Source organism: Novipirellula rosea, from assembly GCF_039541335.1.
Taxonomy (GTDB): Bacteria; Planctomycetota; Planctomycetia; order Pirellulales; family Pirellulaceae; genus Novipirellula; species Novipirellula rosea.
Map to the genome: position 1 here is coordinate 413,173 of NZ_BAABGA010000006.1, position 15,093 is coordinate 428,265.

Sequence of the window (15,093 nt, forward strand, 5' to 3'; positions counted from 1 at the left end):
TGGTGTTGGAAAGTCTTTGTGTGTGACAAATCGGTACGGAAGATCAAATGAAAGCGATGGTATTGTCGCAGACGGCTCCGCTCAGCGAGCGACCCGATCCCTTGCAATGCGTTGAGATGGTAACGCCCGAGCCGGCCGAAAATGAACTCTTGATTCAGGTCGCGGCATGTGGCGTTTGTCACACCGAGCTTGACGAAATCGAAGGCCGGCTGACACCGCCTCGGTTGCCGGTGGTGCTAGGCCACGAAGTCGTGGGCCACGTCGTCGAGCGCGGTGCGCGCGTCACCCGCTTTGCCATTGGCGACCGCGTCGGTGTCGGATGGATTCATCACTCCAGTGGCACGGCGGACGAGAATCTATCGCCCCAGTTCGCGGCAACCGGTTGTGACGTCAACGGTGGCTACGCCCAGTTCATGACCGTACCGGAAGATTATGCGGTGGCGATCCCCGACAACCTTAGCGATACCCAAGCGGCACCGCTGATGTGTGCCGGTGCCATCGGGTACCGCGCACTGCGTTTAACGGGACTTCGTGATGGTGAGCCGCTGGGTTTGATGGGGTTTGGAGGTTCAGGACACCTGGTGCTACCCACCGCAAAACACTTGTTTCCGAACTCACCCGTTTATGTTTTCACGCGTGACGAGTCGGTCCAGCAGTTCGCCTGCGACTTGTCCGCCGATTGGGCCGGCGACATCGACTCGGTACCGCCTCAGCCGCTGCAAGCAATCATCGACACGACGCCTGCTTGGAAACCGGTCGTGGAATCGATGAAGAAGCTTCGTCCCGGGGGGCGATTGGTGATCAACGCGATTCGCAAAGAAGACGTGGACAAAAACGAACTGTTGAAATTGAGCTATCACGAACATCTGTGGATGGAACGTGAAATCAAATCGGTCGCAAATTTGACGCACCGCGATATCGCGGAGTTCTTGCCATTGGCAGCCGAAATTCCGCTGCTGCCCGAGGTCACGCTTTATCCACTCGAGCAGGCCAACGAGGCGCTCCGCAATCTGCGACGCGGACAAATCAAGGGTGCCAACGTCTTAGTGGTTTCGTAGCTGACGATTACTCGGGACGCTGGGGGCGTCGCCGCTCTTCGGGCTGATCTTCGCGGTCGCCGGGGCCACGAGGCGGTGGAGTTTGCAGCTGCTGCTCTTGTTCGTCCGTCAGAATTCCCGCCAGTCGCTTGTTGACGTCGGACTGCAATGCCGTCAGCTGGCGAGTTTGTCGATCGGTCAAGTGAAGCGATTCGACGATGAAATCGGGAAGCACCTGACCCGGACGTGGTGGCGGACCGCTGTGTTCCCCCGCAGGATGTTGACGATTCATTTCGCCACCGGCAGGGCCACCGAAAGCATCGTTTTGTAGCGGGGGTCCACCGCGACCTCGCTGATTGTTGGCCTGTTGGGATTGCATTGCCAGATACAACTCTTGCTTGCTCAAGCAGCCATCACGGTTTGCATCGGCCTGATCGAATATTTGACTGATCATCTCGATCGGTGACCCACCGGGACCCCCAAATCCCGGCGGGCCACCACGCCCTGGAGGTTGCGCCGTGGCGAGGTTGGAGCAAGCGATCAGAGCAAATATTGCGAATTGCGGGAGCAGGCGATGCATAGTTCGTGATTCCGAGAGAAGCGGCGATGGACAAGATGTTCTGTAAACCCATGCGTGCTCGGTCACATTCAGGTGCCAAAAATCTGCTGAATTTAGGAGGCGGAATCACTCCAGAGTTCCTTACCCCTACTGCGAGCGTAAGAATAATGCAGCAAGTTCCATCGATGATTCGACCTGGAAATACGAGAAGATCGCTTTGACATGATTGTCAACGGTATCCTCGGTGATGCTCAACTGCTGGGCGATTTGTTTGCGAGGCAATCCGCTCAGCAGCATCCACATCACGGTCCGTTGTCGCCCGGTAAGATGTCCCGATGGTGTCACCGTTTCGGCAGTCACCCGCGGTGCCCACAACCATTGGATACCAGCCAATGCTCGACGCATGACAGATTTCTCGCGATCACCAAACTCAGATACGCCGATGTCGCGAAAGAGTACGACCGAGGACCACGTATCTTTGCAGTCGTAACGCACCGAGTGCAACCACGAGTTCATGCCGATGCTATGAACCGTGTTGTAAATCCAATTCGCTGCATTCCAGTGAGCCTCGTCAACGAGGTCACTCCGCACGGCACACAGAATGCCGTCGTGTTGATTGAAATGTGTCATCAACGGTCTTTGGAACTCTTGCCGTGATTTATCCGACAGACTGAATTGTTGGAACAACGCTAACTGTGATCGGTTCAAACCGAATTGCAGCGAAGCAATCGTTGTCGGCCAATCGGTATCCGGTCGTCCCTTGCCCCAAGCCCAAAGACCTGCTGAAGCAGAAAGCAGCTCGCCGAGTTTTTCGAGCAATAGTTGGCGACGGACTGACGCGTCCCAAGTCATATCGGCAAAGGACACAACCAACTGCAATAGATCAACTTCATCGTGACCTGGTCGCATTTCAGGATGCATGACGGACTCCCTAGGCATCAATCTCCCGGTAAACCGGGATACTTTTTGTGCCATTCTCAAGCGTAGAGTTAAGAAAGAGGTATTGTCAATCCATAGCATTCAAATGGTTTCAAGTTGGAGCAACCATCATGAAGAAGAACTTGCATTACGTAACCAAATCTACTGATTGGAGTAGCGGTTTGGCGAGCAAACGAATCCGCCGAGATCGCGGTGCGCAATCAACCCGAAGGCACCTTTTCTTGGAGCGACTCGAAAGCCGATGCCTGCTTTCGGCGACTCCAGCGACCGATTGGTTCAGCGGCGACGCCGCGTCGGATTCAGTCGACAAATCTGACGCCGAAACAGCGGCCTATCAAGGAACTTTCGAAGCGAATCAAAGCGTTCCCGTTCCGCCACTCACAAGCGACTACTTGTACATTGGTGATCAAGGCGATTTCTCGAACCCGAATGATGATACGGTTAAGCAATTCGATATCAACACGGGGGCGTTCGTCGGCATCTTTGTCTCACCGGGAACCATCGTGGGGCCTCGCGGGATGCTTTTTAGCAAGGGCAATTTGTTGGCGGTTAACCAAAATGTAGACACTGTTTTTAACGGAGAAGTTTTGCAATTCAGCGGCAAGACAGGAACTTCGCTTTCCTCGCTTATTGCTCGTGAAAACCCCGATGCTCCCTTTGCTCCGCGTGGGATCGCCATCAAAGACGATGTCCTGTACGTGGCCGATTACTTAGGTGGCTCACAACCCGGAATCGCCAAATACAACGTCACTAACGGCCAATTTATTGGAACGCTTGCACCCAATGGTTTCCCTGTTCCGTTCAACGTACGCGGTCTCGCCTTTGGACCCGATGGACATCTGTACGCGTCGGTTTACAGTGCCGAGGAAGCGATGTTCTTGTCCGAAGATGCGTCCGGTTACATCCTCCGGTTCACCGATACCACGACAGGTACTTATGAAGTCATCGCAGCGAACAACGGCGATGGCGATCATCCAGTTGGTGAAATCGCAAGCTTGCACAACCCAGAAGGGATTACTTTTGGCCCCGACGGTCTGCTGTACGCAGTTAGCTTCCGACTCGGGCGATCGGGAAATGGCATCGTCGTTTTGGATGTAGCAGAGAAAATTCAAAAAGACTTTATCCCGTTGGCCGATAATTTTGCCGTGTCGCTTCTATTCGGCCCCGATGGAAAGCTTCTCGTTCCAATCACGGGCGGTACCGATGCCGGTTCCATTCGACGTTACGATGTCGCTACGAAACAGTTCACTGAACTCGTCACAAGTGCCAGTGGTGTTTTGCAAACGCCTTGGTACTTGACTTCCGCACACACCAACCCGGCGACGTTGGCCTATCAACCATGGCACAACTTTGCGAATCCAACGGACATTAATAACGACGGGATCACCACCGCCCTCGATGGCTTGTTGATAATTAATGAGATGTATCAGTCATCGGTTAGCAATAACGGGATTCTGCCGAATTCACGTGTCTCGAGTCGCTTTTTGTATGATGAGAATAACGATGGAAAGGTGAACGGTTCGGACGCACTCGACGTGATCAACTACCTTTACAGGAACAGGTTGACCAAGGTAGCGGAGGTGAAACCGATGAGCCAAGAAATGGAGCCATCACTCGATTCGATGACTGCACCTATCACGCGAGGATTATTGGCGATTCCCAGTAAATTGACGGATCTAAAGTCAGAGCCAATTGTTCAACCGTTGCCAGACGCGACCATCGAATTGGTGTCACCCAAGCTGAAACGTCTCTCCGTAAGTCAGCAACCAATATTCGTGTTAGAGAGAGGTCCTTTAGCAACGATGATTTGAGGTAAATGTATTTGTCGCCTTCAATCACGCAGGCGATAAGTAGGTCAAGATGAGTCACTCAACAGAATGATCGGAGTCGAATCGGGGTTGCGGATGCGCTGGATCTCGATTCGATGTATCCTATTGCCGCAGGACATCGGCAATTTGCCGAATCTATCCGCTTCGTAACGCTTCAAGCAGGATCATGGACGCATGAGTTTTGGCCGCCAATTTTTAGTAACGATAGCACTCATTGTCCTACCGTTGATCGCGACCGCCGCGTCCGATTCCGCGGATCGTCCCAACGTGCTGTTTATTGCCGTCGATGATCTGAATGACTGGGTCGGTTGCCTAAAAGGACACCCACAAGCTGTGACGCCGAACATCGATCGATTAGCGGCAAGAGGCGTCTTGTTCACCAACGCGCACTGCGCCGCGCCAGCCTGCAATCCATCGCGTGCTGCGATCTTCAGTGGACAGATGCCAGATGTCACCACCGTCTGGTCCAACGACAGCAAGCGACTGAATCCAGCGAAGCTCAACGCACCTATCCTGCCGATGGCATTTGCCAATGCAGGCTATCACACACAGGGGACGGGCAAGCTGTTGCATTCGGGTGGCAGCAAAGCATTTGACGAATACTTTCAGGTCGAACAGCGCTGGAGTCCACTGACGAAAAAATCGGTCGAGTACACCGCGAAAGAATTACCCAGCAAAGCAACCAACGATCCTCGCCACGTCGTCCGTGACGCTCGCGGTCGATCGATCCTGTTGCCGCTGAACCGGATGCCTTCGGATCGAGCACCCGAGAAAAGCGATGGCGAGTCATTCGACTGGGGCCCGTTCGATGTTCCAGATTCGGAATTTGGTGACACTCAAATCACCGATTGGGCAATGGCGGAATTGCAGCAACGTGGCGACCAACCCTTCTTTCTCGGCGTGGGCTATTACCGTCCGCACATTCCGCTGTGGGCACCGAAACGGTTCTTCGATCGCTTTCAAAACGAGCCCGCTCAGTTGCCCGATGTGATCGACGATGACCTTGACGATCTAAGTGACGTCGCGCGTCAGTGGGCGATCAAGCCGATCACCGCAGGCAGCCACGGGACGGTGCTGAAACACGATCAGTGGCTGGCGGCGGTCGAAGCGTATTTGGCGTGTATCACCTATGTCGATCACGAGATCGGTCGCTTGCTGGACGCCTTGGATACCGCTCCTTGTGCCGACAATACCGTGATCGTGTTGTGGTCCGATCATGGCTGGCATCTGGGCGAGAAACAACACTGGGGAAAATGGACCGGTTGGGAACGATCCACTCGAGTGCCCATGATCATCGTGCCACCCAAGAAACGATCGGACCGTTTCGCTGCTGCCGGATCACGGTGTGATCAACCCGTCGGACTGATCGATCTGTACCCAACATTGACTCAGCTGTGTGGCGTCACGCCGCCGGACGGACTCGATGGCCAATCGCTTGTACCGCTGTTACACGATCCTGCGCAACGCACCGAACGCGCCGTGGTGACGATGTTCGATCCTGGCAACGTGTCCATTCGCAGCGATCACTGGCGACTGATTCGTTACGCCGATGGTTCAGAGGAACTGTACGATCACCGCAACGATCCCCACGAGTGGCATAATCTTGCCGATGACAAGCAGCATGCCGATCGGAAAGAGTCACTCAATCGAATCCTGAGAACGTATCTCGACCGAAAAAAGTAGTTGCATTGTTCCCCCGTAGCGGAACTCGTCAAGAGTTTCGGATCGTTCGGCAAGTACAACGAAAGTCTTGACGGCTTGTTGATTTACTGAGCCGCGACGCGTCAGCGGCCGGGTCCCGCGCGCTACCCGGTGCCTTACGGCCCACGGCTCACTGTTGCGATTTGCATTTCGATTAAATCAACAAGTCGTCAACGACTTCCGCGACGATCAACCCACGTTTGTCGTTCGCCAAAGACCACATTTTCGCTCACACGATCCGCGAGTTGATCTGCATCGGTCTGGACACGCAACTAAAATAACCCATCGTTGGCTCCCTTCTGCATTACTGGTCTCTCTATCACTTGGACTGTCATGAATTATCGAATCCTACTGACTGCGTGTTGTGTCTCGCTGATTTCGTTCAGCGTTCTGATTGCCGAAGATATCGCTTCTAACAATGGGACTTCTAGCACTGGAGCACCCGCCAATAGCGAGCTGGTCGTCGATCAATCGTTTGATTCCGACTCGCTTGATAGTAAATGGCACATCAATACGGGAACCTGGGCGGTCAAGGATGGTGTGCTCAAAGTCAGCGAAGTGGCTGCGGATAAACACGCGGCGGCAGCCCGGTTCCCCGTCGAAACCAACAACGCGGTTTACCAGTTGCGTTTCCGATTGCTCGATGATGCGAAAGGATTTCATCTTGGATTCGATCCGGCACCTGGCGAACTGGACAAAAAGGGGCATCTCTTTTCGGTGATTGTCACCCCGAGTGCGTGGAAAATAATGAAGCACGTCGACAAGAAGAATCCCAAACAGGATCCCAACGAAGTGCTTGCAAACGAGTCGATGTCGTTCGAAAAAGGCCGTTGGTACACGCTGCGATTGACGACTTGGGAAACGTATGTGACCGCGACGATCGATGGCGACGCAACGCTTAAAGCAAATCATCCCACGTTTGGCGTCAAGAAACCGACGCTGGTCTTTCGCTGCCAGGGTGACGGCGTCGAACTGGATGACATCAAGGTGTGGCGTCAAGTCAAATAGGGGAATGTCGGCACGGCCGATTTGCATGTCTTGCCGTCAATCTACAGTTCTGGTGGTCAATCCTTCCTTCCCCCTCCCTCAACCCTGGCACCGGGATTTGTTCGATGACGAGAAGAAAAATGAGTCACATCACCCTGATCCTTTTGGTCGTCGTAGCAGGCATCTTCGCTTGGAATTTGAAGGCGTTCGCCGGTTACGAGTCTGCCGAATATACGGTGGTCGAAACGGACGAAGAATTTGAGATCCGCGATTATCCCGATCTGAAATTGGCAGCGACCGAGATGGGGTTCGAGTCTCGGGGTCGTGACGGCAGCTTCATGCGGCTGTTTGGCTACATCAGCGGCGGAAACGAAGCCAAGCAAAAAATTGAGATGACCACGCCGGTTTTTATGGAAGCGGGCGAGGAGGAAACCAAAGGTCAAATGGGGTTTGTGATTCCCAAGCAGGTCGCTTCCGAAGGGGCTCCTGAGCCGGTATCCAAGGACGTCAAAATCCGCGAACGCAAAGGTGGCCGTTTTGCGGTGATCCGGTTCTCAGGCATCATGAATACCAAGACCGCAAGCGAGGCCGAAGCGAAGTTAAGGGAATGGATCGAGCAGAAAGGATTGGTCGCGGAGGACGCGTTTGAAACCGCAGGCTACGATCCGCCCTTCACTCCTGGACCGCTGCGACGAAACGAAGTGCTGATTCGTTTGAAAAGTAAAGAGGCATCTCCGCGTTAGCCGTTGGGACCAACGTGACTCTGGCAGCAGCGGCACCCAAGCTCGCATCTGTCTCGACTTTCTGCGAACAGAGCGTCGATGCATTCGTGAACGAATGCGGGTACGAACCGTGACGAGGCATCGCTACTAACGTAAATGGTGGTGGCGAATATCTTACTGGTCGCTTGATTCAGGCACCTCGATGCTGTCAGCCGATTCGCTCGCATCGATACTCGAGATAGACGGTTGTGCCTGAGGTGGCTTGGCGATGATGGCCGGTTCTGGTGTATCATCGTTGAAGAGAACGAGTTGCAAGGCTTCACCGAATAGCGTCAACGTTTTCCTCGCTGCATCAACGGCCGACCGTGCTTTTCGATTTTCTCGCTTCGCTGCGAGTGCCTCTGATTCCGATGGAGGAGAGGAGCGTGATTGTTCGTTTTCGATTACGTCTGCCAACTGCTGCTCAGCCACTTCGAGCTCACGCGTCAATGTCTGCTGTATCGATCGGAGTTGCAGTTTCAGCACCTCGGCGCGTTTCTTGGCCGTTTCATGTTCGAGGGTGGCCTTTCTCAATTCGTTCTCAGGAACGGCACCTTCGTCATGTAACAACGAGACGGTGTTGAGATTGACTTTCGTCGACTGCTCTGCGAGTGCTGCTTCACCCGCATTGGCGATAATCGCGAAAATTTCGTTGAGATTGCTGAGTGGAGATTGTTCTTGGCTTTCTGGAGATTTGTCGCGGGCAGCAGACTGCGGTTGTTGGTTCCTTTCGTCTCGCGGGTGGAAGGAGGGTAAACTAAAACCGTTGTCGGGGGCGTTGCCGCGAGTACGGTCTAAGGAAGGGCCAAATTGATTAGAGTTCTTATTGGATTCGTTCGTGTCGGATTCGACTGTTGATGGTCCTGCTACCGGCAATTCTTGCTGGTGGACCTGAAGAGACGAGTCAGACGCGGGGGCCGATGAGGAGTTTGCGGTCTTGAGTGCCGACCTCGCGACAGCGGGAGGGTTAAAGTTCCAATCCAATGGGTCGCTTCGACCAAGCAGTTGGTCTATCCGCCGCTGGACGATTTGAGCTTGATTGTCACCACGCTGCTTATGAATTTCCTTCAAGTTATCGAGGCGTTGTTCGGTCGTTTCGATTTCCCTCGCTTGTCGCTGATGCATCCGTTGGAATTCAGCTTCGAGACGCTCGCGTAAATCGGTTAACTTTGACTCCACCGCGTCTCGGTTCGCATCGGTGATCGGCGTCCCTCTGAGTTCCCCCACGATCTGCATGATCTGCGCGTCGTGATCGGGGGCCATTCTTGTTCCGTAGGCGCTGTTCTGATCGGGGACCATCCTTGTTTGCTGGACAGGAACCCTCCGCGTAATGGTTTCCGTTCGAGTTGACGTTTTACCTGTGGAAGGATCGGTGTACGGCACCGTGATGTTAGATACTTCTTCGCGGTAACTATTTTCGAAGACGGGACGATACTGCTGTGGACTGGCGACGGTAGTGCCAGACCCAAACTCGGCGATTGTTTCATTTCTGTCGTTGTTTGCTTGCGTCGCTAAGGAGGGGCTAGCGTAGGAGGCCGCCTGTCGCAGATTCTGTGGCATCAACGACGACGTTGATACAGATGCGGTCCCGACTCGCGTGTTATTTCGTTCTGAGAAATTCCCGTTATACGGCTCCAGCGACGATTGCAGTGGCGCCCGTGCCACCGCAGCGAAGCCAGCAGGTTGGGGGAGAGGATCGCTGGGGCGTGGATTACGGTGTTGAGCCTGTGTCGAATAAGGAGACACCCATGTCCAGACCGCGATTGGGGTCACGACAATGAGCACGAGCAACAGGAACCAAGATCGCCTCTTTTGTTGACGTTTTGTTTCTGTGCTGGCTGAATCTGCTTGAGGGTCATCCGTCATTTCTGATCTCCTGAATCTTGGTCGGTGGCGATGGTTGTAACTGTACCATGAAGTTGCAATTCCAATTGATCCAACACGAGCTGAATCGATTTCAGTTCCGCATTGAAATAGACGGCATCCCAATCGTCGCCGACAGGCGACAACGTTGCAGCAACTATTGGCGAATCGGTATGCTGTGTTTTTGGCAGATTTCTAGACACGGATTGCGAAGGGGCTGTACGATTCTGTCCCACGATGCCGTTACTCCACACAGCGACCGCCGCACCAAGAGCCAGCAAACACGTTGCGGCCAACGTCAACCCGACAGACGGCCTGCGACGCTGAACGATGAGCGATTGAGGTAGTTTGTTAGCAGTTGGGTTCCGCACGTGCGCGTTCGCCTCGCGAAGGAGCGTGACGGCATCATCGGCTGACCCGATCCGACGCGAAAGATCGGGTTCCATGAATCGTGTTACTAAGATGTCGAACCAACGAGGCATCCGCTCGTTGATCTCTTGGATCGGTTTGGCACACGTCTCGGTGATCTTGCGCAACACACCGAGTGGCGTCTCGGCACGGAACGGTGGTCGTCCTGTTGCGAGTGCATACAACAAACTGCCCACGCTGAACAAATCGCTGCGGGCATCCAACGATTCACCTCGCGATTGTTCGGGGCTCATGTATTGGGGTGTTCCTGCGATCATGCCGCTGTTCGTCAGGGTGGCATCATCGAGGGCACGCGCCAATCCAAAATCGCTAATCAGGACGCGTCCATTGCCTTCTTCGACCAGGATGTTTGCTGGCTTAATGTCACGATGAATCACACTGTTTTTATGTGCAGCCGCCAAACCTTCGGCGACCTGCAACCCGATTCTCAGCACCTCGGTCAATTCCAATGGTCCATCGCGATCGAGACGTTGTTGCAAGTTTCCGCCACCGATGACGGGCATCACGAGATACGGCAGACGTGCTGTGGGAACGACGCTGTAGATCGGCACAATCGACGGATGCACGATCGCTGCGGCAGCTTGGGCTTCACGCATAAATCGGGACCGCGCCGCACCGACGCCGGCCAAATGGGGCGAGAGGACTTTGATCGCCACGGGGCGGTTCAATTCAGGATCGATGCCACGCAGCACCACGCCCATGCCACCTTGCCCGATCACGCCTTGTACGAAGTATTGATCCAGACGTCCGATCGCAGGCAGTTGGCCATCACCACACGCGGGTTGCTGCGACACCGGTTGCAACAACGGCCGGATCCAATCCAACGACGCGTCAAGTGAAGTTAGCTGTATCCCCGAGTCGCTCGCCGAGTACGGTCCGTGCGAGACAGCAGGGTCAACGAACGTGCTGTTACCGAGCACCGCTGCGGTTTCGTTCCACCACATTGGCTCGCCAGCGATCGCTTTCAATTTCCCCCGACAGCGCTCGCATTCGCTGAGGTGGTTTTCGACACGTCGTGCTTCCGGGATCGGCAATCGCTCGTCCAGCAGTTCACGCAGTTTGTCGATTTCGTAATGGGGTTCTTGTTTTGCGATCATAGTGCACTCAATCACTCAACCGTTGATCAACGAGTTCGCGGATACGCTTTAGAATCCGGCACCGCGCGACATAGACGGCGCCTTCGGAGATTCCCAATTGAGCGGCCACATCGGCAATGGATTGGTCTTCCACGGCAGTTCGCCAAAACGCGATCCAGTTGTTTTCGCCCGTTCGTGATCGCACCTTGCCCGCAGCCCAACGAAACAATTGTTGCCGATGCTCGTTATCAAACGCGTGCGACAGTGCGGAGTCGTGTTCATTGCCGGGGAAGTTGTCATTGTTCGAGACCACGGTATCCATCACTCGAGCCACACCGCTGCCGCCGATTATTTCGCGTCGCGATTGCACGGTCCGCAATCGGTCGATCGTCGCGTTGCGAGTGATCCGGTTTAGCCATCCGCGAAACGATCCATTGCCTTTGATGTCAAACCGATCAATCGCCGCCGCAACTGACATCAACACTTCTTGCACTATCTCGCGAGCGTCAGCATCCTGCATCCCTCGCCGCTTGACCGTCCGATAGATCACGGGCTCGTAAACGGCGGCAAAATCCGACCACGCCCTCTCATCACTGGCATCACGAAGACGCAGCAGAAGGCTCGGGCGAGTCGTTGGTTCAGAGGTGGCGGATTCGAAATCCAAAACGCAATCCCGGAAGGGTAAATCGACGGTCTAAGTAGTCTCACGGATGTCCGTCACAGATATTGCACTTGATCTTAAAAAATATCGAAAACTGATGAATCCGTAATGTCGGAGCCGACGAACTCCTGCCGTAATCTACCAATTCCGGCCGCGCCGGGAATCGCTACGTCGAATTAGAACGTCGATTCACCATGCGACGACCCACCCAGTCACCTCGCGAACTTGCCCCACCCTGTGTTCATTCAGAGTCGTCCGCATAGCCAAAGTAGGTTCAAAAGTAGGAGTCAGCTCACAATCGAAAAGAGTCCAACGAGAATAATTCGATTCGCTTTAGCAAAGTCCCTCCCACCGAAAACGTGCTCCGCTCCTGAGTTTGGGGGCGCTATGGTATGATAGCCGTTTCAGCAGCGGTCTCTGATTTACTTTGGGTTTTGGATTCATCGACGATGGATACGTTTCTTCTCTTGCAGGTTCGCAATGCCGATGATCCGATGCGGACGCAGGAAGTCGATTGCTTTGCTCGAGCACTCGGCTGTGCCGCACAGCAGATCCGCGTGTTTGATCTGCTGTCGGGCGTGCCAACGCCTGAACAACTAGATCAAGTCGACGTGGTTTTATTGGGCGGCAGCGGCGACTATTCAGTTGCCGAAGGAGGCGATTGGATTTTGCCGGCACTCGAGGCGATGCGTGAATTGTGTGACCTGAACAAACCGACATTCGCATCGTGCTGGGGGCATCAAGCGATGGCCCGAGCGCTGGGCGGCGAGGTGGTCACGGACATGCAGCGGGCTGAACTTGGCACGATCGAAGTTCATCTGACTCAGGCCGGTCGGGAAGATCCGATCTTCGGGCAACTACCCCACCGTTTTTTTGCACCGATGGGACACCAGGATTGCGTCACCCGCTTGCCGCCCGGAGCGATCTGTTTAGCATCGAGTGAGCGAACCGAGAATCAGGCGTTTCGAATCGAGGGCAAACCGATTTACTGCACGCAATTTCATCCTGAACTCAACCGCACGGCATTGATCGAGCGGCTGTACGCTTACCCACAGTACGTCCAGTCGATCAGCGGCGAGCCCATCGATTCATTTGTGGAACAATTCAAAGAGACCCCCGAAACCGATCAATTGCTAGGCCGTTTCATGAAGCACTTACGTGAGGAAGGCCGTCCGAAGAAGATTCGGACGTAGCGGAATTCGCGTGAGAATTTCGGACCCGTTAGGTAACGCTGCGGAACATTTCTGAGTCGTGTTTTGCCAGGTCATCACAACCCGAACGCGTAAGTTTTGAAGTTGCGCGTTTAGACGTTCTCCGGGCCAAAGGCCCAGCAATTTGCCTAGCCTGGCCCAACGGGCCAGGTTTTAGATGCAAAGAAACCTAAGGGCCAAAGGCCCGGCCATTTGCTAGCCGCCCTCATTAAGCCCCTGTAAACGGCCGGGCCGTTGGCCCTACAATTCATTGGTTTTCTTGGTCCTAGCCCGTTGGGCTGGGCTAGGTAAACGTCCGGGGCTTTGCCCCTAAATACAAACGCGCAACTTCAAAACTTACGCATTCGGGTTGTGAAAAATGCTTCACAGCGTTGCCCGATAGGGCTTGATCGAAAGTCACGCGCGACTTCCGCTACCGATTTTCGGATAGGTTCGAAGTCGCACCAAATCAATCCAGTTCAAAATAGCGGCTCGACCATCTCGCCGTTCAATTTCTCCCACAGCTTTACCAGTTCGGTGAGCCGTTCGGGATTGGATTCGGCCAGGTTTGTTTCTTCGGCGATATCTTTGGCTAGGTCGTACAGTTCCCACTTTGCTTTGCCGGCTGACTTTTGACCTCCCATGCGAACGAGTTTCCAATCACCGTGACGGATCGCTGTCTTGCCGCCCTGACGCCAGAACAGGGTTTCATGCGGAATACCAGAGTCCTTTCCGGTGACGAAAGGGATCAAATCGACGCCCTCGACCTGCTTCGGTGCGGTGACCCCTTCACTGTTGGCCGCCGCAGTGGCATAGATGTCGAACGAGCTGACGGGTTTCTCATAGATCTGTCCGGAGGGAACCGTTCCTTTCCATTGCATCATGAAAGGCACACGCAGGCCACCTTCGTACATTTGCCCCTTTGATCCTCGCAGCGGCAAATTGCTCGAGGTCAGTTCGCGAGTCGGACCTCCATTGTCGCTCAGAAAAAAGACGATCGTGTTCTCTTCCAGTCCCGATGCTCTCAATTGCTTCAGCACCGCGCCGACGCTGTCGTCCATATTCGCCAGCATGGCTGCAAAGATGCGGCGATGGATGTCTTTGATGTGCGAGAACCGTTTCATGTAGGCATCCGCGCCCTGCAGTGGACTGTGGACCGCATTGTAGGCGAGATACAGAAAGAACGGCTTGTCGTCATGACGGTCGATGAAGTCGACGGCTTCGCGTGTCAGTGCATCGGTCAGGTATTCGGTTTCGGCAACAGGTTGTCCGCCTCGAATGATGGGATTGTTGGCATCGTAGTCCGGCTCGTTGCCGCCCATGTGATCGGTATAGATGAGTCCCTTGTTTCCGACCCAGCGGCCCGTGAGTCCGCCGGGCAGTGTCTTGCGTCGGAGCATCGTCGTGACACCTTCATGCGGAGGCGGCACGAAGTAGTGCCCCTCATGGGTGAAACCGAAGAACTCGTCAAAGCCATGCCGCAGAGGGTGATAATCCGCAGTGCCACCTTGATGCCATTTGCCGATCAGCCCCGTCGTGTAACCCGAGTTCTGAAGCGTTTCAGCAATCGTGACTTCCGCAGCCGGCAGACCGAAGCCCGGTCGTTCATTCAGCGCACCAGTGGGATTGAACTCATAACCGAAGCGAGTCGGGATTCGTCCCGTCAGTAATCCAGCCCGTGAGGGACTACAGTTTGGACCAGCGACATAGCCGTCGGTAAACCGCACGCCGTTGGCCGCGATCGAATCGATATGCGGTGTGGGAATCTGCGGATTCCCCTGGCAACGGAGCTCACCATACCCGAGGTCATCCGCCAACAGAATGATGATGTTGGGACGATCCGTGGCAATGCATTGACCGCACGCGTGCAAGGTTGCGAACACAAAGAACGCCCACAATAGCAATCGGACTCGTCGTGACAGCCACCCATGAAACACCGATTTGCACCGCGGTCGTGTAAGGTGGACAATGGAAAAGATCGGTCTGGAATTGTGTTTCATCGATGGCTCGAAATTTCGTAAATCAGTCGCTCTAAATTAGAGATCAAGTTGATCCGCTAAT

12 protein-coding genes are annotated in these 15,093 nt (G+C 54.5%); 6 read left to right on the plus strand and 6 right to left on the minus strand.

Annotated elements, in window-relative coordinates:
* The first annotated feature begins 47 nt into the window (after nt 1-47).
* The gene (locus tag ABD971_RS02135) at nt 48-1,058 is read left to right on the plus strand and encodes an alcohol dehydrogenase catalytic domain-containing protein (protein ID WP_345318936.1); all 1,011 of its coding nucleotides are present in this window, start codon (nt 48-50) and stop codon (nt 1,056-1,058) included.
* Nucleotides 1,059-1,065: 7 nt separating this feature from the next.
* Here ABD971_RS02135 and ABD971_RS02140 read toward each other — a convergent pair whose 3' ends face one another.
* Together ABD971_RS02140 and ABD971_RS02145 are read right to left on the minus strand one after the other, a co-directional pair.
* On the minus strand, nt 1,066-1,491 hold the full coding sequence (locus ABD971_RS02140; protein WP_345318938.1) for an EF-hand domain-containing protein: 426 nt from the start codon (nt 1,489-1,491) through the stop codon (nt 1,066-1,068).
* 252 nt (nt 1,492-1,743) lie between these two features.
* Complete coding sequence (locus ABD971_RS02145) at nt 1,744-2,517, minus strand: response regulator transcription factor (RefSeq protein WP_345318940.1); 774 nt, start codon at nt 2,515-2,517, stop codon at nt 1,744-1,746.
* Nucleotides 2,518-2,645: 128 nt separating this feature from the next.
* On the opposite strand from ABD971_RS02145, the gene ABD971_RS02150 reads away from it, so the two are divergent.
* The 4 genes from ABD971_RS02150 to ABD971_RS02165 all read left to right on the plus strand — a co-directional run bounded on the left by ABD971_RS02150 (nt 2,646) and on the right by ABD971_RS02165 (nt 7,795).
* Nucleotides 2,646-4,346, plus strand: coding sequence for a dockerin type I domain-containing protein (locus ABD971_RS02150; RefSeq protein WP_345318942.1), 1,701 nt, complete (start codon nt 2,646-2,648; stop codon nt 4,344-4,346).
* Nucleotides 4,347-4,538: 192 nt separating this feature from the next.
* Nucleotides 4,539-6,047 carry a sulfatase gene (locus tag ABD971_RS02155; RefSeq protein WP_345318944.1) on the plus strand — a complete coding sequence of 503 codons (1,509 nt, stop codon included), beginning with the start codon at nt 4,539-4,541 and terminating at the stop codon, nt 6,045-6,047.
* Between the two features lie 351 nt (nt 6,048-6,398).
* Nucleotides 6,399-7,073: a hypothetical protein gene (locus ABD971_RS02160; protein ID WP_345318946.1), complete on the plus strand. Its 675-nt coding sequence runs from the start codon at nt 6,399-6,401 to the stop codon at nt 7,071-7,073.
* Nucleotides 7,074-7,192: 119 nt separating this feature from the next.
* A complete protein-coding gene (locus ABD971_RS02165) occupies nt 7,193-7,795 on the plus strand; it encodes an SOUL family heme-binding protein (protein WP_339946042.1) in 603 nt (200 codons plus the stop codon).
* A gap of 153 nt (nt 7,796-7,948) precedes the next feature.
* On the opposite strand, the gene ABD971_RS02170 is transcribed toward ABD971_RS02165, so the two are convergent.
* The 3 genes from ABD971_RS02170 to ABD971_RS02180 form a co-directional block, all read right to left on the minus strand.
* Nucleotides 7,949-9,076: a hypothetical protein gene (locus ABD971_RS02170; protein WP_345318950.1), complete on the minus strand. Its 1,128-nt coding sequence runs from the start codon at nt 9,074-9,076 to the stop codon at nt 7,949-7,951.
* Between the two features lie 599 nt (nt 9,077-9,675).
* A complete protein-coding gene (locus tag ABD971_RS02175; RefSeq protein WP_345318952.1) occupies nt 9,676-11,202 on the minus strand; it encodes a serine/threonine-protein kinase in 1,527 nt (508 codons plus the stop codon).
* Between the two features lie 7 nt (nt 11,203-11,209).
* Complete coding sequence (locus ABD971_RS02180; RefSeq protein WP_345318954.1) at nt 11,210-11,845, minus strand: RNA polymerase sigma factor; 636 nt, start codon at nt 11,843-11,845, stop codon at nt 11,210-11,212.
* A gap of 446 nt (nt 11,846-12,291) precedes the next feature.
* Here ABD971_RS02180 and ABD971_RS02185 point away from each other — a divergent pair, with 446 nt between their 5' ends.
* Entirely contained in the window at nt 12,292-13,035 is a 744-nt protein-coding gene (locus ABD971_RS02185) for a type 1 glutamine amidotransferase (RefSeq protein WP_345318956.1), read from the plus strand.
* A 476-nt stretch (nt 13,036-13,511) separates the two neighbouring features.
* Here ABD971_RS02185 and ABD971_RS02190 read toward each other — a convergent pair whose 3' ends face one another.
* Nucleotides 13,512-14,969, minus strand: a complete 1,458-nt coding sequence (locus tag ABD971_RS02190) for a sulfatase (protein WP_345318958.1) — start codon at nt 14,967-14,969, stop codon at nt 13,512-13,514.
* Nucleotides 14,970-15,093: the final 124 nt, after the last annotated feature.

Coding starts and splice junctions, on each gene's coding strand:
- ABD971_RS02135 (WP_345318936.1), top strand. CDS start 48: ATGAAAGCGATGGTATTGTCGCAGACGGCTCCGCTCAGCGAGCGACCC.
- ABD971_RS02165 (WP_339946042.1), top strand. CDS start 7,193: ATGAGTCACATCACCCTGATCCTTTTGGTCGTCGTAGCAGGCATCTTC.
- ABD971_RS02170 (WP_345318950.1), bottom strand. CDS start 9,076: ATGGCCCCCGATCACGACGCGCAGATCATGCAGATCGTGGGGGAACTC.
- ABD971_RS02155 (WP_345318944.1), top strand. CDS start 4,539: ATGAGTTTTGGCCGCCAATTTTTAGTAACGATAGCACTCATTGTCCTA.
- ABD971_RS02175 (WP_345318952.1), bottom strand. CDS start 11,202: ATGATCGCAAAACAAGAACCCCATTACGAAATCGACAAACTGCGTGAA.
- ABD971_RS02140 (WP_345318938.1), bottom strand. CDS start 1,491: ATGATCAGTCAAATATTCGATCAGGCCGATGCAAACCGTGATGGCTGC.
- ABD971_RS02160 (WP_345318946.1), top strand. CDS start 6,399: ATGAATTATCGAATCCTACTGACTGCGTGTTGTGTCTCGCTGATTTCG.
- ABD971_RS02150 (WP_345318942.1), top strand. CDS start 2,646: ATGAAGAAGAACTTGCATTACGTAACCAAATCTACTGATTGGAGTAGC.
- ABD971_RS02145 (WP_345318940.1), bottom strand. CDS start 2,517: ATGCATCCTGAAATGCGACCAGGTCACGATGAAGTTGATCTATTGCAG.
- ABD971_RS02185 (WP_345318956.1), top strand. CDS start 12,292: ATGGATACGTTTCTTCTCTTGCAGGTTCGCAATGCCGATGATCCGATG.